Here is a 23691-nt window from a genome sequence, read left to right as displayed (position 1 = left end):
AACCGATGTGACGAGCAGTTCGAGGCTGCCTGGCACCAGATACCTCCGCGTATACCTCGGCACGTGACTCAGCCGTACTGCGATGTCGAACCCGTCCGGGCTCGGCGCCGGCTGCGTACGGTCGGCCGCGGCGCGTAGGACAACCTCAACACCAGCGCCTGTGATTCGTCGCGCTCGGTGCTGGTCAACCTGCGAAAAGCGTACTGCAGGTCGCGTAGCGCGTCGGCGTGACCAGGAGATAGTGCACTGCGGTCCCGGTCATCGTGGGCGTAGAGGAACACCGGCGACACCGGTTGAACCGCCAGCCCGTGGCGTTGGGCGCCCACCCAGACTGCTTCGACGGCCGATCCGGCCTGCGCGTAGTCGGTCAGCCGGCGGCCCCGAACCGAGACGACAGCCAGCGCCGAGCTCGAGGTGACCCGTTCGTAGGTGTCGTCGCCGAGAGCCGAGCCGGCGTCCCAGTCGGACAACTTCGACATCACCTCGGGCCGGCGCAGGATGTCGAGCACCACCATGTCGGCCGGGTCCAACCCGAGCGTCGTCACCTCGATACCGGTATCGGGGTCTGGATCACCGGGCCAGCGCAGCTCCGACATCATCTCCCGGTGCAGGTTCGGGGTCAGATAGCGGATCCGGTCCGCTTCGGCGAGTAGGCGCGCGGCGTTTTCGATCTCGGCCCGGTCGTCGAGGATCGTCAGTTCGGCACCCTCGTTGGCGGCGGCGGCCCGCAGACCGTCGAGCACGTCGGCGGCGATCGGAGTCGCCGTGCCCCGGAGTCGGTTGGTCTCTCTGGCCAGCATCGGTTCGTAGAGCTCAGCCAACTCCGGTGCGTTGCCAGCGGAGAATTCTGCGATCCCGTACAGGGGCGTGCCCTCGTCGCCGCGGGACCACTGCACATGCCCGGTCAGACCGTGTGCGGCCGCGGCCACCCTTGCGTTGAACGCGGCCGCCCCCAGCGCCACTGCGCTGCCGCGGTACCCGACGTCCATGGCCGTGGTGTATTTCGTCGCCAACCGGAGGCTGATCTGGTCGTCACTCGCGTCGATGTGCCACGGTTGGACATTGCCGCCCGAGGGCGCGCGCGTCGCCGCGTCGGTCAGGATGTCTGCCATCCCGACCGGTTCGGCTTGGGTGTCCTCGGGGATGGGCGGGGGCATGGGGGCGGACCCGGCTACCAGCGGATCGTCGATACGGTCGAGCACGTCGGCGATATCGACGCGGACCCGCCCCGACGGCATCGGCTCACCCAGGCCGATACGCCGCACGGCATTGGCCACGACCGTCGCCCCGAGCACGACCTCGGAGGCGAGTTGGGGCCAGGTGCTCAACGTCTTGCCGACTTCGACCAGCGAGGCCGCCATCCGGGGTGAGAGCTGAGCCGCGTCGAGAATGCGCAGCACGTGGGGCACTTTGTCCTTGCTGCTGAGCCCGGCCAGGTCGCGCGCGGCGATGTCGCCGAGCAGGCCGTGCAGGATCGGCCGCGTGGGTTCGAGGTCGAACCGTTCGACATCGAGTAGCCCGCGATCACCCGTGGTCATCAGCACAGGCAGTCGTCGGGCCCGGGCAGCCTCGCGGACAAGCACTTTGGCATCCAGTGAGTCGCATTCCTCGACGATGACGTCGAGCCCCTCCAGGAACTGGTCGATGGACTCGGGCACCGCACCGTTGCGGTCGATCCGAACCTTGATGTAGGGGTCGATCTCGGCGATTCGGCGTGCGGCCACCACCGCCTTGTTCAACCCGAGATCGAACACGGTGCCGGGGACCCGGTTGAGGTTCGCCAACTCGAGTGCGTCGAAGTCGGTGAGGCGAATCTCGCCGCACAGCCCCTCGGTGGCCAGGTTGTAGGCGATGGCGTGTCCGACGCTGAGACCGATGACACCGATCCTCAGGCCCGACAATCGTCGCTGTTCGCCGGCGGTGACGAGGTTGCGGTTGCGGTCCAGGCGCAACCGATTGAACGCGGCCGGCCCCAGAATATGCACCAGGCTGCGACGCCATGGGTAGTAAGCCCACCGGGTCGGCTCGTCGTGCACTTCCTGGCCGACCGCAGGAACAAGCGTGCGCAGTGCGGACCGCTGCTCGTGACACTCATCGATGACGGTGATGCGCGGGTCCCGACGCAGCTGGTCGAGGGTGAATTCGTCGTCGATGAACATCGCACGATGCTGATCGGGGTGGTTGAGTTCGCCCAATTCGGAATTCCCGATGCTTGCGTGGGTGTTTTTGTCGGTCATCGTCCCACCGCGGTCTGAGTGTGGGCGTTGAAGCCGGCTGCGGCCGTGTGCGGGCCGATCCTCTGAGCCTCGGCGAAGTAGCGCGACAGCTGCCCCGGGTCCGCGTGGTTGGCGAATGTTCTGCTATCCCACCACATCATCTTCGTCTGGTATCGCTCGTCCGGATAGGGCGTCGCCGGAATTCTTGCCGCGAGCACCCCGCCCGATGACAACCAGCGTTTGAGCACATAGGCCGCGGCTGTTGCCATGGCAAATTGAATGTCCAACAGTGTCATGGCGTGCAGCGGCATACGCGCCAGCGTATCGGTGAGTGCGCGGCTCTGTTCCGGGTCGTCGCATACCCAGGCGGTCTTCATCTCGACCACTCCGAACGGCAGGCGGTCGGCGATCATCTTGCGTACCGAATCGAGTGCGGGCTGTCCGCTCCATTCGACGATTGCATGGCTGTCCTCGACGTGCTGGTGCGGGCCCTTGGCCCGCAGGCCGCCGACGACGTCGCCGGCACTGTTGATCCCGACGCAGAACAGCGCCGTATCCTCGCCTGTCCTTAGGGTTTTCGGATCCAGCGCGCATTCCACTCCGTGTTTGCGGTAGTTGGACTGGGCGCCGTAGACGTATTCGTTCCACAGCTCACGTTCCGCGGCCGGCCGGGCCACGACGATCGTGCACTCGCTTTCGGGGTCCCACCAGCTTGGGCTTTCGTCCAATGTCACGCAGCGGCGGCCTGCGGCATCGAGTTGGGGAGCGGTCATCTGGAATCCATTTCGTCGGTCAGCCGTGCCTTTCGACTGGGACGGCTGATTTTGGCGTGTAGCACGGTTGTGCGAATACGTGTGATGAGTATTGCGCCGCCTCGTAGGGGAATTCCAGCGAGCTGAGAAATCTTGTCCAGGAGGGCGGTGAATTCTGTCCGGACGTCTCCGATTTACTGACGGGTACATGCAATTCTGGCAAATTCGGATCGCGCTATTTATCCCGTATACGTCGATTGAAGATGGCGGTGGCAAAAATTCTGAATTGACGGCGATGTCGAATGGGTGGTGTCCGGGTGCGGCGGCGAGCTTTTGCTGTGACGGCCCTCAGCCAGCGCTTCGGGGATAGCGCGCCACGGTGAATGGCGATCGACTTCGCGTCGGCTCGGCCCTTTCGGGCCGGTGATGCATTGGTGGGTAGTGTCCGGGCCTCGCAGCCCAGGTGACATTCTGTTGGTGATGACCGAGGAGTATCCGAAAGCAACCGCCCTGCCGGCTCGCGATGTCGGCAGGCTGCTGCTGCGTTGTGCAGACCGGCCCGGCTTGGTCGCTGCGATCAGCGGCTTCCTCACCGGCGCCGGCGCCAACATCGTGTCGCTGGATCAGCACTCCACCGAGCAGACCGGCGGCACCTTCATTCAGCGGACGATCTTCCACCTACCGGGGTTGGCCGCGGCGCGCGACGAACTTGAGCGCGACTTCCGGCGGCAGGTGGCCGAACCGTTCGAGATGGACTTCCGTCTGACCGAGGCCGCCAAACCCAAACGGGTGGCGCTGATGGCCTCCCGCGAGGATCACTGCCTACTGGATCTGTTGTGGCGCAACCGGCGCGGTGAACTCGACATGTCCGTGGTCATGGTCATCTCGAACCATCCCGACCTTGCCGATCGGGTGCGTGCGTTCGGTGTGCCGTTCCTCTACGTTCCCGCGACCCCTGGGAACCGGGTCGAAGCCGAACAGCGCCTGCTGGAGTTGTTGCGCGGCAACGTCGATCTCGTGGTGCTGGCCCGGTACATGCAGATCCTCACTCCCGAGTTCCTCGATGCCGTGGGCTGCCCGCTGATCAACATCCATCACTCCTTCCTGCCGGCGTTCATCGGTGCGGCGCCGTACCGCAGGGCAAAGGAACGCGGGGTCAAGTTGGTCGGTGCGACAGCGCATTACGTGACCGGAGATCTCGATGAGGGGCCGATCATCGAACAGGACGTGGTCCGTGTGGACCACCGCCATTCGGTCGGTGACCTGGCGCGGCTGGGTGCGGACGTGGAGCGGCTGGTGTTGTCGCGCGCGGTGCTGTGGCACTGTGAGGACCGCGTAGTCCGGTTCGGAAATCAGACGGTGGTCCTCTGACCACGGTTCGAGAGGAGTGAGCGTGAAAGTCTTCGACGGTCTTGACGAGTTCGTGGCGGCCAAGGGCAGCGAGTTGGGCCCGACCGAATGGATGGAGATCACCCAGGACCGGGTGAACCTGTTCGCCGACGCCACCGATGACCATCAGTGGATCCACGTCGACCCGGACAAGGCGGCGGGCGGACCCTTCGGCGGGACCATCGCACACGGCCTGCTGACCCTGTCGCTGTTGCCGCACTTCACGCATCAGCTCTATCGCGTCGACAACATCGCGATGGCGATCAACTACGGCTACAACAAGGTTCGGTTCATCACCCCGGTTCGGGTCGGCTCCAAGGTGCGGGCGAGTGCGACGATCGCCGATGTCGCCCAGCTCGACGGTGCGGTGCAGGCGACCATGACCGTGACTGTCGAGATCGAAGGCTCGGACAAGCCGGCTGCGGTCGCCGAGTCGATCGTCCGCTTCATCGCCTGATCCCAGGCCGGTTTCCGGCGGAATTTCCGACGAGCAGTCTCCCGTTCGGGGGACTGCTCGCGGCGTTTCTGACACTTGTCAGAATTCATTGACGTCCGTCAAAGCCCGCTGTTAGTGTTCTGCATCACAACGTGAAGGAGCACTGTGTTGCAGCGTTCACTGCCGCGGACCGCGATCATCGGCGCGGGCATCAGCGGGCTCACCGCCGGGAAGATGCTCAAGGACTACCGGGTGCCGTACACGACGTTCGAGACGTCGGACCGAATCGGTGGGAACTGGGCCTTCGGCAATCCGAACGGGCACAGCAGCGCGTACCGATCCCTGCACATCGATACCAGCAAGCACCGGTTGTCGTTCAAGGACTTTCCGGTTCCCGAGCACTTCCCGTCGTTCCCGCACCACTCCGACATCAAGTCGTATCTGGATGCCTACGCGAATGCGTTCGGGTTGTCGGAGAACATCGAGTTCACCAACGGAGTGGTGCACGCGGCCCGGATCGACGGGGGTGGTTGGGAGATCGAGGATCAGGCCGGCGCCCGCCGCGAGTTCGACCTGCTGGTCGTTGCCAACGGTCATCACTGGGACCCGCGACTGCCGGAGTTTCCCGGGACGTTCACCGGTGACGAGATCCATTCGCACCACTACATCGACCCGAAGGAACCGCTTGAGCTGACCGGCAAGCGGATTCTGGTGGTGGGCATCGGGAACAGTGCCGCCGACATCACCGTGGAGTTGTCATCCAAGTCGTTGCAGAACGAGGTGACGCTGTCCACCCGCTCGAGCGCCTGGATCGTCCCGAAATACATTGCAGGACAACCAGGTGACAAGTACTTCCGCACCAATCCATATCTGCCGTTGTCGTGGCAGCGCAAGATGGTCCAGCTGATCGGGCCGATGCTGGGTACCGATCCGACGATGTACGGCCTGCCTGCGCCGAATCACAAGCTCTTCGAAGCGCATCCGACGCAGTCGGTGGAGTTGCCGTTGCGGCTGGGGTCCGGCGATGTCATCCCCAAGCCGAACGTGTCCCGCCTGGACGGCGCCACCGTGCATTTCGAGGACGGGACGAGCGGCGACTTCGATGTGATCGTCTATGCGACGGGCTACAACATCACCTTCCCGTTCTTCGACCGGGATGTGATCAGTGCACCCGACAATCACATCCGGCTCTACAAGCGGATGTTCAAGCCGGGCATGGACGATCTGGTGTTCATGGGTTTCGCGCAGGCGATTCCGACGCTGTTCCCGTTCGTGGAATGCCAGTCCCGGTTGTTGGCGGCCTACGCGGTCGGACGCTACGCCCTGCCGCCGGTGCCGGAGATGGAGCGGGTGATCGATGCCGATCAGCAACTGCACGGTGGACATTGCACTGACCGGCCCCGGCACACCCAGCAGGTGGACTACTTCTATTACGAGCACGATATCCGCACGCGCGAACTGCCCGCCGGGGCCAAGCGAGCAGCCGACCGCGCCGGTCTGACCGCCGGAGTGACGGCATGACCTACACCGAGCTCACGTTCTTCTCGGCCGGTGACCGGTGTAGCGCCTGGCATTTCGCCGCGGCCGGTGACGGGTACACCGGGGCGGCGGGACGACCGGTGGTGGTGATGGCGCACGGGTTCGGCGGCACCAAGGACTCCGGCCTGCAGCCGTTCGCGGAGCGGTTCAGCGCAGCCGGGTTGGACGTGGTGGCCTTCGACTACCGCGGCTTCGGAGCCTCCGACGGGCAACCGCGGCAGAGCGTTTCGGTCGAGCGCCAGATGGCGGATTACGCAGCAGCCATCGCCGCCGCTCAACAATTGCCGGGGGTGGATCGCAGCCGGGTGGTGCTGTGGGGATCGTCGTTCTCGGGTAGTCACGTCCTGCGCGTGGCTGCACAGTGCGCCGACGTGGCCGCGGTGATCGGCATGACGCCGCTGACGAGTGGGCTGGCCGCCAGTCGTGCGGCCGTGGCGCATGGCGATGTCGCATCGGCGCTGCGCTGGACCCTGGCGGGGGTGAAGAGCCGCATGGCCGTTGCGGCCGGCCGGGCACCGACGTTGATGCCGCTGGCGGCCCAACCAGGGGAGGCCGGCGCGCTGGCCCTCGACGGTGCATACGACAGCTACCGTGCCATCGCCGGGCCGACGTGGCGCAACGAAGTCGATTCGGCCATCGGGATGGAACTGGTGCAGATCCGCACCGGCGCCGCGGCCAAGGCACTGAAATGCCCTGTGTTGATTCAGATCGCCGACTTCGACCGGTTCGTGCCGGCCAACTCGGTGATGAAGACGGCCGTACAGGCCAGGGCTCAGGTCCATCACTACCCGTGCGATCACTTCGACGTGTGGCCGGGCCATGACTGGTTCGACACCGCCGCCGAGGATCAGGTGAAGTTCCTGGCCCGGACCTTGGGTTCGGTCTGACCTATTCTGTCGAAGAGTTATGGGCCGTACAGCGCCGCAACGTCTCCCGGCCGCACCTTGAGGGCGGCATTGCGGGGGAGCGCGTCGACGACCGCCACGGCCACCGGCACGTGATGGCTCGGAAGCGCCTCGCGCACCAGGTCTTTCAGTTCGGCTTCGGTGGGAGCGACAGCATCGCGGCGTAGCTCGACCGCGGCGAACGGAACCGCGCCGAGGCGAGCATCCGGAACACCCACGACGCAGGCATCGAGCACGCTGGGATGCGAGATCAGGACCCGCCGAACCGTTTCCGGGAGAATCTTGAAGCCACCGCGGTTGATCGCGCCGTCGCCTCGCCCGTGCAGGGTGACGAACCCGTCCTCGTCCACCGAGGCCAGATCGGTGGTGCGCACCCAGTCCGGTCCGATGACTGCGACGCTGGCTTCGAGCAGCCCGATGCTGCCCGCCGAAACCTCGGCCGCAGTGTCTGGATCGACGATGCGGACGCGCACACCGGGCAGCGGCCGGCCGACGCTGTCCGGCTTGTCCGCGCCATACCGGCGGTACAACTCTGGTGTCCAGCTGCACACCGATCCGGCGAATTCTGTTGCCCCGTAAGCCCATAACAATGGTATGCCGTAGCGACTCTCGAACTCCGTCCGCAGTTCCGGCTCCAACGGTCCGGAGCCGCCCGAGAGTCCCTGCAGCGACGCCAGATCCTCGGGAGGAACGTCGGCCTGCAGCAGCATCCGGAGGATCGCGGGCTGCACGCCCGCCCGGGTGATCCGGTAGGTCTTGATCGCCTGGACCCACTCGGCGACGCTGAACTTCTCCAGCAGCACCATGCGCTTGCCCGAGCACGGTGCGGCCAGCAGCTGGCACACGCCGATGCTGCCGAACGGCCAGTAGACGAGCGCGGGTGGAGCGTCGGGGCCGACCACTTCGGTGCCCGCACCGATCGTCATGCTCAGCACGGTGTGGGCAAGCACCTTGGTGGCGACCGGGATTCGCTTGGGTGGGCCGGTGGTGCCGCTCGTGAGGATGTGCAGGCCCGACTGTTCCAGGGTTGGGTCGTGTCGGCTGCCGGGCTGCCGCGCCGCGATCGTGCCGACCCCGAGCGGCTCACCGGACAACGAGACACCGGCCGATCCGGCCGCGCGCACCGCGCCGTTGAGTTCCGGTGTCCAGTCGTCGATATCGGCGAGGATCGCCGGCAGACGCAGGCTTTCGGCATCGCGGGCGATCGCGGTGGCCGATTGGTACGAGTAGATCATCACCACCGGGCGGCGCGACGCGATGAACCCGAGGATCGCCGCGGCGTGGGCCACCCGGTTGCGCACGACGATGCCGACCGGCTCGTCGGGCCCAACGCCCGCGTCCCGCAGCACGACCGACACCTGCTCGATGAACTGCGTGATCTCGTTGCCCGAGTACCATTTTCGGGCGAACTCGATGAACGGTTGGTCACGGTAGGTGTCCAGCCCGGTGGCCAGACTGTCGGCGAAGTCCGTGGATATCGGGCTGGACATGCCGGCCTAGAACTGGGTGGAGCCCAGATCGACGGCCACCCGGCTGGCGGTGACATACCGCGACTCGTCGCTCGCCAGCCAGATCGCGGCATCGGCGATGTCCTCGGGTTCGGCGATGTAATCCGGCAGGAACGGCGTCACCATCTGCATCAGGCCGGGGTTGGTGTCATTGGCCCGGTTGAGGGCGGCCAGCATGTCGCCGGTTCCCATCGGGGTGTTGACCGCACCCGGATGCAGGCTGTTCACCCGGATCTTGTGCTTGCCCAGTTCGGCCGCGAACGCCCGGGCCATACCGGCGACGGCGTGCTTGCTGGCGGTGTAGTGCACCATGAACGGCTGCATCTTGATGCCGGCGGCCGAGCTGATCAGGATGATCGACCCGCCGCGGCCGCCGTCGATGATGTGCTGGGCACCGGCCATCACGGTGTTCCAGGTTCCGGTGACGTTGATGTCCATGACGTCGCGGAACGACTCGGGGGTGGTCTCGTTCCACGGCTCGGGCACCGTGATGCCCGCATTGGCCACGATGACGTCGAGCCGGCCGAACTCGGCGACACCCTTGCCGACGATTTCCCGCAGCGCGTCGTGGTCACGGGTGTCGGCGGCGGTGGCGATGATGCGCTTGCCGGTGGCCTCCACCAGGCGCACGGTCTCGGTCAGATCCTCGGGGGTGGCGGAGTCGTAGGGCACACTCGGCGGCAGCGGCCCGGCGATGTCGACCGCGATGATGTCGGCGCCCTCTTTGGCCATCCGGACCGCGTGCGCGCGTCCCTGCCCGCGGGCAGCTCCGGTGATGAAGGCGACCTTTCCGGCGAGCCGCTCGGTCATGGATTCTCCTTGGTGAGTCTGTTGATGGGTGGGTGGTTCAGTGCTGGCGCTGGGCGGCCTTGACCAGCCCGCCGCCGATGATGAGTCGCTGGATCTCGCTGGTGCCTTCGTAGAGGCGCAACAGTCGGACCTCCCGGTAGATGCGCTCGACCGGGACTTCGCGCATGTAGCCGGTGCCACCGTGGATCTGGACCGCGAGATCGGCTACGTTGCCTGCCATTTCGGTGCAGAACAGCTTGGCCGCCGAGGGGGCGATGCGGCGATCCTCGCCGGACACCCACTTGGCTGCGGCGTCGCGCACCAGAGCCCGGCCGGCCATCACTCCGGTCTGCTGGTCGGCGATCATCGCCTGCACCAACTGGAAGCTGCCGATCGGTTGGCCGCCCTGGGTGGCCGCGGCGGCGTAGGCGACTGACTCGTCGAGCGCGCGTTGGGCGGATCCCACCGCGAGTGCCGCGATGTGGACCCGGCCCCGCGCCAGGGAGGTCATCGCGGCGCGGTAGCCGACATCTTCGCTACCGCCGACAAGTGCGCTGTTCGGCACCCGCACATCGGTGAAGTTGACGTCGGCGGTCCAGGCGCCCTCCTGGCCCATCTTGGCGTCCTTGGCACCGACTTCGACGCCGGCAGCGTCGGCCGGCACGAGAAAGACAGCGATACCGGCTCCATTCTCGTCGGCGGGACGGGTGCGCGCGAACACGACGAACAGGTTCGCGGTGGGCGCGTTGGTGATGAACCGCTTCTGGCCGTTGATCACCCAGTCGTCCCCGTCACGAACAGCCTTGGTGCGCAGGCCCGCCGGATTGGATCCGGCACCGGGCTCGGTCAGTGCGAACGAGGCGACGACGTCGCCGGAGGCGATGCCCTCCAGCCACCGGGACTTCTGCTCATCGGTGCCGAACCCCACGAGCACCTGCCCGGCGATGCCGTTGTTGGTGCCGAACATCGACCGCAATGCCAGCGACGTATAGCCGAATTCCATTGCGAGTTCGACGTCTTGGGCCAGGTTGAGCCCGAGCCCACCCCACTGCTGAGGTATCGCGTACCCGAACAGCCCCATGGCCTTGGCCTGTTCCCGCAGATCGTCGGGCACCTGATCGGTGGCCAGGATCTCGTTCTCGCGGGGCACCACAGCGGTGCGGATGAAGCTGCGGGTCTGCGCCAGGATCTCCTGGAAGTCCTCGTCGCTGACTTCGGCGGTGGCCGCGGTGGTGGTCACAGAGGAACTCCATTTCTTCGCGCGAGATCCGTGGGGATGACCCTGGGCATGACCCGTGGGGTGACTGCTCGCCAATATCGTATATGAAATATGATCTGGCTCAGACAGAGCCCCCGGGATCGAAAGTTAGGTGATCAGGTGTCGTTGCTGACCGGTCAGACTGCAGTGGTGACAGGCGGTGCCCAGGGTCTGGGCCTGGCCATCGCGAGACGTTTCATCGACGAGGGCGCCCGGGTCGTTCTCGGCGACGTCAACCTGGAGGCAACGGAAGCGGCCGCCCAGGAACTCGGCGGGCCTGAGGTGGCGACCGCGGTGCGTTGTGATGTGACCTCGTCTGCTGAGGTCGAGGCCCTCGTGCAGGCCGCTGTCGAGCGGTTCGGCGGGCTGGACATCATGGTCAACAACGCCGGCATCACCCGCGACGCCACGTTGCGCAAGATGACCGAGGAGCAGTTCGACCAGGTCATCGCGGTGCACCTGAAGGGCACGTGGAACGGCACCAAGTCGGCCGCGGCGATCATGCGGGAGAACAAGCGTGGCGCGATCGTGAACATGTCCTCGATCTCGGGCAAGGTCGGACTGGTCGGTCAGACCAACTACTCGGCGGCCAAGGCCGGCATCGTCGGCATGACCAAGGCATCGGCCAAAGAACTCGCCCACCTCGGCGTGCGGGTCAACGCCATCCAGCCGGGGCTGATCCGCTCGGCGATGACCGAGGCCATGCCGCAACGGATCTGGGACCAGAAGCTGGCGGAGATCCCGATGGGTCGCGCCGGTGAACCCGACGAGGTGGCCAAGGTCGCGCTGTTTCTGGCCAGCGACCTGTCGTCGTACATGACCGGCACGGTGCTCGAGGTGACCGGCGGTCGGCACGTATGACCCGCGACGCGGTCATCTGTGAACCGGTCCGCACCCCGATCGGCCGCTACGGCGGCATGTTTCAGTCCCTGACGGCCGTCGAACTCGGTGTCGTGGCACTCAAGGGTCTGCTGGAGCGCACCGGGGTGGCACCCGCGCAGGTGCAGGATGTGATTCTTGGGCACTGCTATCCCAACAGCGAGGCCCCGGCCATCGGCCGCGTGGTGGCGCTCGACGCCGGCCTGCCGGTCACGGTTCCCGGTATGCAAGTCGACCGGCGATGTGGCTCCGGGCTGCAGGCCGTGATCCAGGCGTGCCTGCAGGTGCGCAGCGGGGACAACGATCTGGTGGTGGCCGGCGGCGCCGAGAGCATGAGCAACGTCGCGTTCTACTCCACCGACATGCGTTGGGGTGGGGCTCGGAGCGGTGTGCAGATTCACGACGGGCTCGCGCGCGGACGCACCACTGCCGGTGGGCAGTTCTACCCGGTGCCCGGCGGAATGCTGGAAACCGCCGAGAACCTGCGCCGCGAATATGGCATCACCCGCGCCGAGCAGGACGAACTTGCGGTGCGCTCGCATCGAAGTGCTGTGGCGGCCCAGGAGTCCGGCGTTCTGGCCGAGGAGATCATTCCCGTGACGGTCCGCTCCCGTAAAGGCGAGACCACGGTCGACACCGATGAACACCCGCGTGCCGACACCACGGTCGAGGCGCTGGCCAAGCTGAAACCTGTTCTGCTCAAGCAGGACCCGGAGTCCACCGTGACCGCGGGCAACTCCAGCGGTCAGAACGATGCCGCGTCCATGTGCATCGTCACCACCCCGGAGAAGGCTGCCGAGCTGGGCCTGCGGCCGCTGGTGCGGATGGTGTCGTGGGGTTCGGCGGGTGTCGCCCCCAACGTCATGGGCATCGGTCCGGTTCCGGCCACCGAAGTGGCGCTGGCCAACGCCGGCCTGCAACTCAGCGACATCGACCTGATCGAGCTGAACGAGGCGTTCGCCGCCCAGGCGCTGGCCGTGATGAAGGAGTGGAAGTTCGGCGAGGCCGACTTCGAGCGCACCAACGTCCGGGGATCCGGCATCTCGCTGGGGCATCCGGTCGGGGCGACCGGCGGGCGGATGCTGGCCACGCTGGCGCGGGAACTGGATCGGCGTCAGGCCCGCTACGGGTTGGAGACCATGTGCATCGGCGGCGGTCAGGGGCTGGCCGCTGTGTTCGAAAGGGTGGCATCGTGACCAGACTCGCCCAGACGCTGGGGCTGACCGAGTTCCAGACCGAAATCGTCTCGACGGTACGGCAATTCGTCGACAAAGAGGTCATCCCGACCGCCCAGGAGCTGGAACACTCTGACACCTACCCGCAGGCCATCGTCGACCAGATGAAGGACATGGGCCTGTTCGGGCTCATGATCCCCGAGGAGTACGGCGGGCTCGGCGAGTCGCTGCTGACCTACGCGCTGTGCGTCGAGGAGCTGGCCCGCGGCTGGATGAGCGTGTCCGGGGTGATCAACACCCACTTCATCGTCGCGTACATGATCCGCCAGCACGGAACCGACGCCCAGAAGCAGAAGTTCCTGCCGCGCATGGCGACTGGTGAGACCCGTGGGGCGTTCTCGATGTCCGAGCCCGAGCTGGGGTCGGATGTGGCGGCGATCCGCACTCGGGCCAAGAAGAACGACGACGGTACGTACACGATCGACGGCCAGAAGATGTGGCTGACCAACGGCGGCAGTTCAACCCTGGTGGCCGCGCTGGTCCGGACCGATGAGGGTGCCGACAAGCCGCACCGCAACCTGACCGCGTTTCTGGTCGAAAAGCCCACCGGCTTCGGTGAAGTCGTTCCCGGGCTGACCATTCCGGGCAAGTTGGACAAGCTCGGCTACAAGGGCATCGACACCACCGAGCTGATCTTCGACGGCTACCGCGCCAGTGCCGACGACGTGCTCGGCGGAGCCACCGGGCAGGGTTTCTTCCAGATGATGGACGGGGTCGAGGTCGGTCGCGTCAACGTCTCGGCCCGGGCCTGCGGCGTGGGAATCCGCGCCTTCGAGCTGGCAGTGCGGTACGCGCAGCAGCGGGAGACGTTCGGCAAGCCGATCGCCGAACATCAGGCCGTGGCATTCCAATTGGCCGAGATGGCAACCAAAGTCGAGGCCGCGCATCTGATGATGGTCAACGCCGCCCGGCTCAAGGACTCCGGCGAGCGCAACGACGTGGCCGCCGGCATGGCGAAATATCTGGCCAGCGAGTTCTGCTCGGAGGTCACCCAGCAGAGCTTCCGGATCCACGGCGGGTACGGCTATTCCAAGGAGTACGAGATCGAGCGGCTGATGCGCGATGCACCGTTCCTGCTGATCGGTGAGGGCACCAGCGAGATCCAGAAGAACATCATCAGCAAGCGACTGCTGTCCGACTATCGGGTCTGAACCGTGTCCATACCCGATTTCGCTTCTCGGCCACAGCTGGCCGAAGATGTGGCGCGACTGATCCGGCGCCGGATCTTCGACGGCACCTATCCGGCGGGCAATTACATCCGGCTCGAACAACTCGCAGCTGAACTGGGGATCAGCGTGACGCCGGTGCGCGAGGCGTTGTTCGGCCTGCGCACCGAGGGGCTGCTGACGCAGCAGCCCCGGCGCGGGTTCCTGGTGCTGCCGGTCACGCGGCGGGACATCGACGACGTGGCCGGCGTGCAGGCCCATATCGGCGGGCAGCTGGCGTCCCGGGCAGCCGGCCAGATCACCGACGGTCAACTCGGTGAGCTCGCCCGGATCCAGCGGGAGCTGGAAGACGCCTATGCGCAAGACGATCATGAGGCAGCGGTACGGCTCAACCATGCGTTCCATCGCGGCGTCAACCGGGCGGCCGAATCGCCGAAGCTGGCCCAGCTGATGTCTCAGATCACCCGGTACGCACTGGAATCGGTGTACCCGACGGTGGAGGGCTGGCCCGAGCAGTCCACGCACGACCACCGCCGGATCCTGGCCGCACTGAAGGCCCGCGACGGGGATGCGGCCCGCGACGCCATGGCCGAGCATTTGTGTGCCGCGTCCAAACCGCTGACCGAGCACCTCGACCGGCTGGGCGTACTGGAGTAGCGAGTTGACCCCGCGAGCAGACACAAACCTGCCTATTTTCACGCCTAGATGGGCAGGTTTGTGTCTGCTCGCCGAAGAAAGGTGAGCGGGAATGCCAGGTGTTCTCGACGGAATTCGGGTGCTCGACTACGGCCGGTTCATCGCCGCGCCCTGGTGCAGCGCGATCCTCGCTGACATGGGGGCCGACGTGCTCCGGGTGGAGAAACGCGAAGGCGGGGAAGACCGTTGGGTGCAGGCCGTCACCGAGGGCGGCGAGGGCGGCACCTTCCTGCAGTGCAACCGCAACAAGCGCTCACTCACGCTGGACTCCACCACCGCTGAGGGCGCGGAGATCACCCGCCGGCTGGTGGCGCAAGCCGACATCGTGATCGCGAACATGCCCGCGGCGGGGATGCGGGCCAGCGGGCTGGACTACGAGACGCTCAAGGCGGTCAAGCCCGACATCATCCTGGCCAGTGCGACGGCCTACGGCGAGGGCGGTCCGTACAGCGAGAAGATCGGCTTCGACGGCGCCGGACAGGTGATGTCCGGGGCGGTCTACCGGCAGGGGCTGCCGGACCAACCGATCCGAACGGTGGTTCCCTACGCGGATTTCGGGACCGCGCTCACGCTCGCGATCGGCGTCATGATGGCGCTGTATCACCGCGACAAGACGGGGGAGGGGCAGCATGTCGAGGGTGCCCTGCTGCCCACCGCGCTGATGTTGTCGAACGCCTTCCTGATCGAGCGGGAACTGCTGCAGGTCGACAAGCCCCGGATGGGCAACAAAGGTGCGTCGGTCGCGCCGTGCGATCTCTATCGCACCGCCGACGACCAGTGGGTCCTGCTGCAGGTCGCCGGACAGCCGATGTTCAAGCGCTGGTGCCGGCTGGTGGGTCGCGAAGAACTGTTCGACGATCCACGCTTCGCCAACGACGACATCCGTTGGGCCAACGGCAACATCCTCAATGACATCATGGCCGACTGGTGTGCGGACAAGACCAAGGTCGAGGTGTTGGAGCTGTTGGAGAAGGCGAAAATGCCTGCGGCTCCGCTGCATTCCACACAAGACGTGCTCGATGACCCGCACGTGCAGGCCATGGGTTACCTGAAGCGGGTTCCGTTCCCGGGTGCGTCGCGCGATGTGCCGATCATCGAGACTCCGTTCCGGATGTCGGCGACGCCGGGGACGATCCGCCGACGGGCTCCGCTGTTGGGTGAGCACACCGACGAGGTGCTCGCCGAGATCGGTTATGACGCAGCGCAGATCGCCGAGCTGCGGACGAACGAGATCGTGTGAATCTACAGCGCTTCGCCCATCGCGTGGAGCGCCGCGAGTTGATCGCAGAAGTGTTCGGCATTGTGCGCCTGCACCGTGCAGTTGGCGATGGTGGCTCCGGCGTCGCGCAACCGGACCAGACGGCCGCGTGCGGTATCCGGGTCGCCCAGTGGGTCCAACGCGGTACCGGGGGAGAGGACGACATCGAAGTCCGCGGGCAGCTGGTGCGGTGCGAGGAACTCGGCGATGGTGGCAGGCGAGAGGCCGAAAGGCATCCAGCCGGTGCCGAGTTCGACGGCACGACGTAGCGAGCGTTTGGTGCGCCCACCCACCCAGACGGCGAGATCCGTACTGGTGGCGTGCGGTTCGATGACGAAACCGTCGACCTCGCGCTGCCCCCAGGCGGCGCGAAGCCTGGCGATGTCCTGGTCGGCCGCGGCCCCGCGATCCTCCCACTGCGCGCCGAGCAGTTCGAATTCCTCGGTCAGCGATCCGACGCCGACGCCGAGGATCACTCGTCCACCGCTCAGCCGGTCGAGGGTCCCATAACTCTTCGCCAGCGCCACCGGGTGGTGATAGGGGAGCACCACCACGGCGGTGGCCAATCGGATGCGTCGGGTCCGGGCGGCCAGGAACGACAAGGTGGCCAGCGGATCCCAGTACACCGTCCCGCGTACCGCGGCGGCGGAGGCGGGTATTCCGGTGTGCTCGGCGCACGTCAGGTGGTGAAATCCCAAGCCGTCAGCGGTCTCGGCGATCAACGCCAGCTCGTCGGGGCCGGCGCCGGCCTCCCACGGTGAGAACTCGCCGGGGTGTTGCATGACGATGGGTGTGGACAGTCCGAGCTTCACGACGTTGCCTCCTTGATATGGATCATCGCAAAGCTGACGCCGGCGACGACGGCCAGGTCAGATGTTGGTGGTCAACGGTCAGTCCCTCTCCAGCATGGCCCGCAATGCAGCGTTGTCGACTTTCCCGGTGGCCCCGCGCGGGACGGCATCCTCGTCGTCGAGGAGCAGCCACCGCGTGGGCACCTTGAACGCGCTGATGGCTGCCTGGGTGGCCGAGCGCAGTGCTTCGACCGACAGCCCGTCGCCCACCACGGTCGCACCGACCCGGTTGGTCTGGCCGTCAGGAACGTTCACCACGTACGCGGTACGTACCCGGGGAATGGACCGCAGCGCCCGCGCGACTTCACTCGGATACACCGTGGCGCCACGGACCTTGAACATGTCGTCGGATCTGCCGCGGTAGAACAGAAACCCCTCCGCATCCAGATGCCCGAGATCGCCGGTCGGGTAGTAGCCGTCGGCAGTGAACACGTCTTCTCGGTTACGCCGGCAGATTCCGCGCATCACGTGCGGGCCGCGGATCTGGATCGCGCCGGTTTCGCCGTGGCGCAGCGGCCCGCCGGTATCGGCGTCGACGATCCGCACCTCCATACCGTCGAACGGTTTCCCGCAGCTGCCCCACGCGGACTCCGGCATGTCGGTGTCGGCGCGGTATCCGCTGTACGGGCCGAACGATTCGGTCATCCCCAACAACGAGGCCCGTGCCCCCGGCCGTGACCGCATGCCGTCCGGCAACAGCGCGTCCAGACTCCCCGGCTGCAGCGAGCGCAGATCCGCGGTGCCGGCGTGGCGGGCCAGCGCCTCGGCCTGCTCGGGCCAGCCTCGGAACAGCGTGACCTGTTCGCGCTGAAGCAGCTCGAGTGTGGATTCGGGGTGGGGGATGGGTTCAGTCACGAGGGTGGCCCCGGCGAGCAGGGCCGAGAGGATCCCCGCACCGAAACCGCCCACCCAGAAGAACGGCATGGGCAGATACAGCCTGGTATCAGTGGTGATGCATCGCGCGGCAAGCCCAGAGCGCACGGCGCCCAGGGCATTTCGGTGTGAGTGAATGGTCCCTTTGGGTGGCCCGCTGCTTCCCGAGGTGAACATGATGACCATCGGGTCGCTTTCGCGCACGCAGGCCGCCAGCGCATCGGCCGCGCCACGTGTTCCACTGAATCCCAGTGCTTCCTCGGCGGTCCACACTGCGCGCAGCGCGGGCACCTGATGCCGGTCCAGCGGGTAACGATGGCCACGGAACTCTTCGACCGCGATGAGGAACTGCACTGACGCCATGCGCAATTGCGCCGTGAGTTCGCCCGGGCGCAGCAGTGTGCTGAGCGGGACCAGCACGGCACCGATCCGCATCAGCGCGATGGCGATCCGCACCCACTCCACCCCGTTGGGCATGATGAGGCCGACCCGGGACCCCTTGGTGATGCCCGCGGCGATGAATCCGGAGGCCAGTTCGGCTGTGCTGGAGTCGAGTTCGGCGTAGGAGATCCGGACTGAGGGGTCCACCACCGCAGTCTTCCGGGATGATGAATGAGCGCGTACCAGCGCGTCGATGGTGTCAGGCTCGCGATCAGGCACTGAACAGCCTCGCCAGTGCGGGTAGATCGAGCTTGCCGCTGGAGAGTGTCGGTACCTCGTCGGTCCCGCACAACGCGAACACCCGAGGGACCTTGTAGGCCGACAGCGTGGCGCGCAGGTCGCTTCGCACCGCCTCGATGTCGACGGGGTCGTCGGTGACGATCACCGCCGCGACGATCTGCCCGCGAGTCGTGTCGGGCAGGCCGAGGACGTGGGCGGTGAGTCCCAGTACCGCCAACGCCTTCTCGACCTCACCGGGGGTGACGTTGGCGCCGGCGGTCTTGATCATCGCGCCCGCGCGGCCGAGGAAGTAGAAGTAGCCTTCGTCGTCGACGCGTACCAGATCGCCGGTGTGAAACCAGCCGTCGGCGTCGAAGGAGTCTTCGCGGTTGCGTCCGTAGTAGCCCTGCATGACGTATGGCCCGCGTACGCACAATTCTCCGGAGTCGAGCACCTTCGTGTCGAATCCGGGTGCGGGCCGGCCATAGCTGCCACGACGATGCTCGGGTTGGTCGCCGTCGTCGCCGTCGACCAGGACCACGCTGCCGGTCTCGGTCATCCCCAGCATGTTGTGACGTAGCTCGGGATCGGCGGGCCGGCAGTCGGCCGCCATGACGGGGTAGAGATTGCCTCGCCGTGCCGAGAAATGACGGTTCGGGTAGCTGGGATGGCTGCTCAGATGGCTGATGCCGGCGACAAAACCATTGGTGATGGTGGGTTTCTCGGCCTCCAATAGGTCGAGGGTGGCACCCGCGTCGGTGGCGTTCGAACAGATCAGGGTGGCCCCGGCGGTGATAGTGGCCAGCAGGCCGAAGGCGAACCCGCCGATCCAGAAGAACGGCGAGTTGCAGAACAGCCGGTCGGCCGCGGTGAGGCCGCGGATCCCGTTGAGGTTGCGCTGATGTTCGATCAGTGATGCGTGGGTGTGGACCACGCCTTTGGGGGAGCCGGTGGATCCCGAGGTGTAGATGATCGCCAATGGATCACTCCCATCCACATCGTCTTCGAAATCGGCAACCGTTCGGACGTTGGCGCGCGGCAGATCGAACAACACCTGCCGCAGGCAGGGTGCGTCGATACCGGCGAGGCGTTGCGCATAGTCGTGATTACGGAAACTGCGTGCCGACAGCAGGATCGCGGTATCGCTGTCGCGCACCTGGGTATCCAGCTCGGCCGCGGTGAGGAATGTGGAGTACGGCACCACCACCGCACCGATGCGGGCGGTCGCGAGCATCCCGACCACGAAATCGACACCGTTGGGATAGAGGAGCCCGACGTGCGTGCCCTTCCCGGCGCCGAGCGCGAGCAGGCCGCCGGCCACCTCGGCGGAGCGGCGCTGTGCCTCGGCGTTGCTGATCCGCTCCTCATCGCAGACCAGCAACGGGCGATCGGCACACCCGCGCAGCAGCCCCGCAACGGTGTCAGACACGCGAGGCGAAATGGTCCCGTACGGCGCCGAGATCAGCCTTCCCCGAAGGGGTTCGGGGAATCGCCTCGACAATGGCGATATCGGTGGGGATCTCGTAGCGGGCCAGTCGGCCGCCCAGGTACTCGAGCAGAGCATCGACGGTGGTGGCGCCGTGCAGTTCCACCATCGCCACCGGAGTCTCGCCCAGACGGTCATCGGATGTGCCGATCACGGCCGCACCGCGCACCGCGGGGTGGCTCTCCAGGGCAGTGCGGACATCGTCGGGCATCACCTTGAACCCGCCGCGGATGATGGCCTGGTCGGCGCGGCCGAGGATCCAGACGAATCCGTCGTCATCGATACGGGCTAGGTCGGTGGTGCGCAACCACTCCGCGTCGGCGTCGAACTGTGCCGGTTTGACCTCCAGCAAGCCCTTTTCGTCCGGCCGCAGTGGATTGCCGTCCTCGTCGACCACCCGCAGCCGGGCACCGGGGTTGGCCCGGCCCACACTTCCGCGCTTGGCTTTCCAGTACTTCCGGTGATCTGCCAACGTCCAGCCGGCCACCCCACCGCCGAACTCGGTCGCGGCATACGAGGTCAGTACCGGGATGCCGAACTTCTCGGTGAATGCGTCGGCGTCATCGGCGGACAGGGGCGCGGTACCGGAGGTGACCGCACGGACGCCGGCGAGATCGTCGCGGGTCAGGTCGGAGTGCAGCACCATGCGGAGCGCCGCCGGGACCAGTGACACCGCCCTCGGTTGGTGCTCGCGTACGGCGTCGGCCCAGCGCGTGAGGTCGAATTTGGCCAGCAGCACGAATGATCGGGCTTCGGCGATGCACAGCAACACCCGGTACACGCCGCCGACATGCACCAGCGGCGAGTTGACGATCGCCACGCCACGCCGCAGTTCGGTTGGTGCCGGGGAATTTTCGGGATCCCGTCCGATCACGCTGCGGGCCAGCATGTCGTAGGTCAGGTCCACCCGCTTGGGCGGGCCGGTGGTTCCGCTGGTCAGCATCCACACCGCCACACCCGGACGCCCCGCATCACGGGACGGGCTCCGGGCGGGCCTGACCTCGGGTTCGGTATGGAGATCGCGGATCGTCACGGTTGTCGTCGCAGGCGAGGGGGTGGCCAGTGCGGCGATGTCCTCGGCCAGGCCGATGAGCACCGGCAGACCGAGGGCTTCGATGTCGGCGCGGGTGCGCTCGTCACCGCGGGACGGGTTGATCACGACGACGGTTCCGCCTGCGGCCAGTACCCCGAGCAGTGCCGCCACATGCTCGGGCTGATTGCGCAGCATGATGCCGACCCGCGTGCCGGAAGAGACCGCGCTGATGCGCCGCGCCAGCGTCGCGACCTGGCCCCAGCTGTGCCACTGGCCGTCGTACTGGATGGCGTTCGCGTTCGGGTCCAGGTCGAGTACGTTGTCGATGCGCTGCGAAAGAGGGTGGGCCATCAGCGGATCCGGGGCGCTGTCTTTGGCAGCGGGCGCTCTGTCAGCTCGGCCTTGGCGATCGGATTGCCCAGCCGGGTGTAGATGAGGCCCTGGTCCATGGCGGCACGGTAGGGCTTGTCCAGCGATTCCCAGATCGCCTTCACGGTTCCTTGCGTGGCGGTCGGCGGTTTCGCGGCGATGGTGGTGGCGATCTCGTTCGCGCGTTCCCACAACTGGTCCCTGGCCACCACCTCGGTGACCAGTCCGATGCGCAGCGCGGTCTCGGCGCCGACGCGTTCGTCGTTGCCCATCAACGCCATCCGCAACGTGTCGCCGAGCCCGACCCGGCGCATCAGGCCGATCGGCTCCAACGCCGACACCAAACCGGCGCTGACGTGGGAATCGAAGAACGTGGCCTCCGGTGAGCAGATCACGACGTCGGACTCGTTGACGAAATAGAGTGCTCCGGCCGTGCACATGCCCTGCACCGCGCACACCACCGGTTTCCACATCTTCTGCCACTTCGGGCTGAGCAGTTCGCCGGGATCTTCGTGGTTCCAGACGATCTCGGGCTGGCCGTAGCTGGACTTCACGTCCAATCCCGCACTGAATGCGCGGTCGCCCGCCGCGCGCAACACCACGGCATTGATGCCTTCGTCATCTTTGATGGCATGCCAGGCGCCACGCATCTCATTGCACATGGCGCGGTTGAACGAGTTCAGCGCTTCGGGGCGGTTCAGGGTGACCGTGGCGACCCGTGATTCGTGGTCGAAGTCGAGGAGAATCGTGTCCACTACCGTGCCTGCCAGTTGGGCTTGCGCTTCTCCACGAACGCCCGCGGCCCCTCCAACGCATCCTCGGTGCGGACCACACGCTCGCGGAACGTCTCGGCCAGGATCTCGCCCTCGTGTAACGGCAGATCCAGGGTCTTGTGAATGGCCAGCCGGGTTCCCCTGACCGCCAGTGGGGCGTTGAGACACACCGTGTCGGCGATCTCATGTGCGCGTTCCAGCAGCTTGTCGTGTTCGACGATCTCAGTGATCAGTCCGAGTTCGTAGGCGCGCTCGACCGTCATGCGTTCGTGCTTGCCCATCAACGCCATTCGCAGGGCCACCGAACGCGGCAGCGCCTTGGCCAGGCGGACCATCTCGCGGGCGGCAACCAGGCCGATGCTCACGTGGGGGTCGAAGAACGTCGCCTTGTCCGAGGCGATCACGATGTCGCCGGTGGTGACCCAGTCCAGTCCGGCGCCGCAGCAGATTCCGTTGATCGCGACCACGACGGGCTTGGCCATGCTGCGAAACGGCGGGGTGCCCTCCTGCGGTGCCTCCCATTGTTCGTAGGTGGACAGGTAGGGCCGCTCGTTGAGCACCTTGCCGTCGCCGGGGATTTCCTTGACATCGGCGCCCGTGCAGAATGCGCGACCGGTCGCGGTGACGATCATCAGCCAGACGTTGTCGTCGTTCTCGGCTTCGTCGTAGGCGGCCCGCAACTCCGTGATCATGTGCGGCGACAGCGCATTGAGCGCGTCGGGCCGATTCAAGGTGATGGTGGCCTTGTGGCCGTCCACCTCGTACTTGATGGTCTCGTAATCGGTCATCTTTTCCTCTGGTTATCGGCCTTGGAAATTCGGGTCGCGACGTTCCCGGAACGCGGCCAGGCCCTCTTTGAAATCGGTGGTGCGGCAGGAGAGTTCCAGGTTGGACAGCTCCTGGTTGAGTGATTGCGCGAGCGTTGCGTGCTGGCCGTAGGCGATGGCCTGCTTGGCGAGCCCGATTGCCACGGTCGGTCCGGCGGCCAGCCGCGCCAATAAGGAGTCCACTGCCGTATCCAACTGGTTGGCGGCAACCGCATCGTGGATCAACCCCCAGTCGGCAGCCTGGGACCCGGTGACCTGCTCGCCGAGCAGCAGCATGCGCTTGGCCCGGGCCACCCCGGCCAGCCGGGGCAACAGCCAGGTCGCGCCGGAATCGGGGGTGAACCCGCGGCTCATGAATGGTTCCCAGAAGGTGGCGCCGGTGTCGGCGATGGTGAAGTCGGCGGCCAGTGCCAGGTTGCAGCCCAGCCCGACGGCCCAGCCCCGCACCGTGCACACCACCGGCAGCTGGATGGTGGCGACCAGTTCGATGACGCGGTGCGCGGTATGGGGGATCCGCCGGACCAGATCGCCGGTGCGGGGCCGCTGACCTGAATCGTTGGTGGCGACCCAGTCGGCTCCGGTGCAGAAGTCGTCACCGGCCCCGGTGATGGCGATCGCCCGCAGGGAATCGTCGTAGGCGGCCGCCGACAGGATGCCGACCAGATCGTCGATCATCTGATGGTTCAACGAATTACGCCGCGACGGGCGGTCGAGAATGATGCGCAGGGTGGAGTCCGCGCGGGACGTGGTCACCGAACCGTCACTCACCTGGATTCCAGCCTTTCCCAATCCA

Annotated in this window: 21 protein-coding genes; 9 read left to right on the top strand and 12 right to left on the bottom strand. The window is 66.3% G+C overall.

Annotated elements, in window-relative coordinates; all coding sequences use genetic code 11:
• Window positions 1-68: 68 nt before the first annotated feature.
• Both ACZYZ7_RS17750 and ACZYZ7_RS17745 read right to left on the bottom strand, forming a co-directional pair.
• Entirely contained in the window at window positions 69-2159 is a 2091-nt protein-coding gene (locus ACZYZ7_RS17750; protein WP_450072913.1) for an Rv1355c family protein, read from the bottom strand.
• 74 nt (window positions 2160-2233) lie between these two features.
• On the bottom strand, window positions 2234-2989 hold the full coding sequence (locus ACZYZ7_RS17745; protein WP_450072880.1) for a hypothetical protein: 756 nt from the start codon (window positions 2987-2989) through the stop codon (window positions 2234-2236).
• A 459-nt stretch (window positions 2990-3448) separates the two neighbouring features.
• Here ACZYZ7_RS17745 and purU point away from each other — a divergent pair, with 459 nt between their 5' ends.
• The 4 genes from purU (at window position 3449) to ACZYZ7_RS17725 (ending at window position 7219) form a co-directional block, all read left to right on the top strand.
• Complete coding sequence (gene purU / locus ACZYZ7_RS17740; RefSeq protein WP_450072881.1) at window positions 3449-4339, top strand: formyltetrahydrofolate deformylase; 891 nt, start codon at window positions 3449-3451, stop codon at window positions 4337-4339.
• Between the two features lie 22 nt (window positions 4340-4361).
• Window positions 4362-4814, top strand: a complete 453-nt coding sequence (locus ACZYZ7_RS17735; protein WP_450072882.1) for a MaoC family dehydratase — start codon at window positions 4362-4364, stop codon at window positions 4812-4814.
• Between the two features lie 147 nt (window positions 4815-4961).
• The gene (locus tag ACZYZ7_RS17730) at window positions 4962-6314 is read left to right on the top strand and encodes a flavin-containing monooxygenase (RefSeq protein WP_135460177.1); all 1353 of its coding nucleotides are present in this window, start codon (window positions 4962-4964) and stop codon (window positions 6312-6314) included.
• On the top strand, window positions 6311-7219 hold the full coding sequence (locus ACZYZ7_RS17725) for an alpha/beta hydrolase (protein ID WP_450072883.1): 909 nt from the start codon (window positions 6311-6313) through the stop codon (window positions 7217-7219). Before ACZYZ7_RS17730 ends, ACZYZ7_RS17725 begins: the two co-directional genes overlap by 4 nt.
• A gap of 17 nt (window positions 7220-7236) precedes the next feature.
• Here ACZYZ7_RS17725 and ACZYZ7_RS17720 read toward each other — a convergent pair whose 3' ends face one another.
• Genes ACZYZ7_RS17720 through ACZYZ7_RS17710 form a run of 3 tightly spaced genes read right to left on the bottom strand, consistent with a single transcriptional unit; the run spans window position 7237 to window position 10774 of the window.
• The gene (locus ACZYZ7_RS17720) at window positions 7237-8727 is read right to left on the bottom strand and encodes a class I adenylate-forming enzyme family protein (protein WP_463741445.1); all 1491 of its coding nucleotides are present in this window, start codon (window positions 8725-8727) and stop codon (window positions 7237-7239) included.
• Between the two features lie 6 nt (window positions 8728-8733).
• The gene (locus tag ACZYZ7_RS17715) at window positions 8734-9555 is read right to left on the bottom strand and encodes a mycofactocin-coupled SDR family oxidoreductase (RefSeq protein WP_044517170.1); all 822 of its coding nucleotides are present in this window, start codon (window positions 9553-9555) and stop codon (window positions 8734-8736) included.
• A gap of 37 nt (window positions 9556-9592) precedes the next feature.
• Window positions 9593-10774: an acyl-CoA dehydrogenase family protein gene (locus ACZYZ7_RS17710; RefSeq protein WP_450072885.1), complete on the bottom strand. Its 1182-nt coding sequence runs from the start codon at window positions 10772-10774 to the stop codon at window positions 9593-9595.
• Between the two features lie 90 nt (window positions 10775-10864).
• Here ACZYZ7_RS17710 and fabG point away from each other — a divergent pair, with 90 nt between their 5' ends.
• The 5 genes from fabG to ACZYZ7_RS17685 all read left to right on the top strand — a co-directional run bounded on the left by fabG (window position 10865) and on the right by ACZYZ7_RS17685 (window position 16008).
• Window positions 10865-11653 (top strand): 3-oxoacyl-ACP reductase FabG, encoded by a 789-nt coding sequence (gene fabG, locus ACZYZ7_RS17705; RefSeq protein ID WP_167857920.1) that lies wholly within the window; start codon window positions 10865-10867, stop codon window positions 11651-11653.
• Window positions 11650-12867, top strand: a complete 1218-nt coding sequence (locus ACZYZ7_RS17700; RefSeq protein WP_450072886.1) for an acetyl-CoA C-acetyltransferase — start codon at window positions 11650-11652, stop codon at window positions 12865-12867. Before fabG ends, ACZYZ7_RS17700 begins: the two co-directional genes overlap by 4 nt.
• Window positions 12864-14057, top strand: a complete 1194-nt coding sequence (locus tag ACZYZ7_RS17695; RefSeq protein ID WP_135456661.1) for an acyl-CoA dehydrogenase family protein — start codon at window positions 12864-12866, stop codon at window positions 14055-14057. The genes ACZYZ7_RS17700 and ACZYZ7_RS17695 overlap by 4 nt, the downstream gene beginning before the upstream one ends.
• 3 nt (window positions 14058-14060) lie before the next feature.
• A complete protein-coding gene (locus tag ACZYZ7_RS17690; protein WP_090434129.1) occupies window positions 14061-14729 on the top strand; it encodes a GntR family transcriptional regulator in 669 nt (222 codons plus the stop codon).
• Between the two features lie 91 nt (window positions 14730-14820).
• Complete coding sequence (locus ACZYZ7_RS17685; protein WP_450072887.1) at window positions 14821-16008, top strand: CaiB/BaiF CoA transferase family protein; 1188 nt, start codon at window positions 14821-14823, stop codon at window positions 16006-16008.
• 2 nt (window positions 16009-16010) lie between these two features.
• Here the strand turns inward: ACZYZ7_RS17685 and ACZYZ7_RS17680 are convergent, their stop codons facing one another.
• The 7 genes from ACZYZ7_RS17680 to ACZYZ7_RS17650 all read right to left on the bottom strand — a co-directional run bounded on the left by ACZYZ7_RS17680 (window position 16011) and on the right by ACZYZ7_RS17650 (window position 23666).
• The gene (locus ACZYZ7_RS17680; RefSeq protein WP_450072888.1) at window positions 16011-16838 is read right to left on the bottom strand and encodes a TIGR03619 family F420-dependent LLM class oxidoreductase; all 828 of its coding nucleotides are present in this window, start codon (window positions 16836-16838) and stop codon (window positions 16011-16013) included.
• 78 nt (window positions 16839-16916) lie between these two features.
• Window positions 16917-18410 (bottom strand): class I adenylate-forming enzyme family protein, encoded by a 1494-nt coding sequence (locus ACZYZ7_RS17675; RefSeq protein WP_463741444.1) that lies wholly within the window; start codon window positions 18408-18410, stop codon window positions 16917-16919.
• A complete protein-coding gene (locus tag ACZYZ7_RS17670) occupies window positions 18403-19839 on the bottom strand; it encodes a class I adenylate-forming enzyme family protein (protein WP_463741443.1) in 1437 nt (478 codons plus the stop codon). The genes ACZYZ7_RS17675 and ACZYZ7_RS17670 overlap by 8 nt, the downstream gene beginning before the upstream one ends.
• On the bottom strand, window positions 19832-21280 hold the full coding sequence (locus ACZYZ7_RS17665) for a class I adenylate-forming enzyme family protein (protein ID WP_450072891.1): 1449 nt from the start codon (window positions 21278-21280) through the stop codon (window positions 19832-19834). The genes ACZYZ7_RS17670 and ACZYZ7_RS17665 overlap by 8 nt, the downstream gene beginning before the upstream one ends.
• Window positions 21280-22053, bottom strand: coding sequence for an enoyl-CoA hydratase/isomerase family protein (locus tag ACZYZ7_RS17660; RefSeq protein ID WP_463741442.1), 774 nt, complete (start codon window positions 22051-22053; stop codon window positions 21280-21282). The genes ACZYZ7_RS17665 and ACZYZ7_RS17660 overlap by 1 nt, the downstream gene beginning before the upstream one ends.
• The gene (locus ACZYZ7_RS17655; protein ID WP_463741441.1) at window positions 22053-22859 is read right to left on the bottom strand and encodes an enoyl-CoA hydratase/isomerase family protein; all 807 of its coding nucleotides are present in this window, start codon (window positions 22857-22859) and stop codon (window positions 22053-22055) included. The genes ACZYZ7_RS17660 and ACZYZ7_RS17655 overlap by 1 nt, the downstream gene beginning before the upstream one ends.
• A 12-nt stretch (window positions 22860-22871) precedes the next feature.
• Entirely contained in the window at window positions 22872-23666 is a 795-nt protein-coding gene (locus ACZYZ7_RS17650) for an enoyl-CoA hydratase/isomerase family protein (RefSeq protein WP_463741440.1), read from the bottom strand.
• Window positions 23667-23691 lie beyond the last annotated feature (25 nt).

This window comes from Mycobacterium sp. IDUB_17, from assembly GCF_055419465.1.
This window is presented reverse-complemented; position numbering and strand designations above follow the sequence as displayed.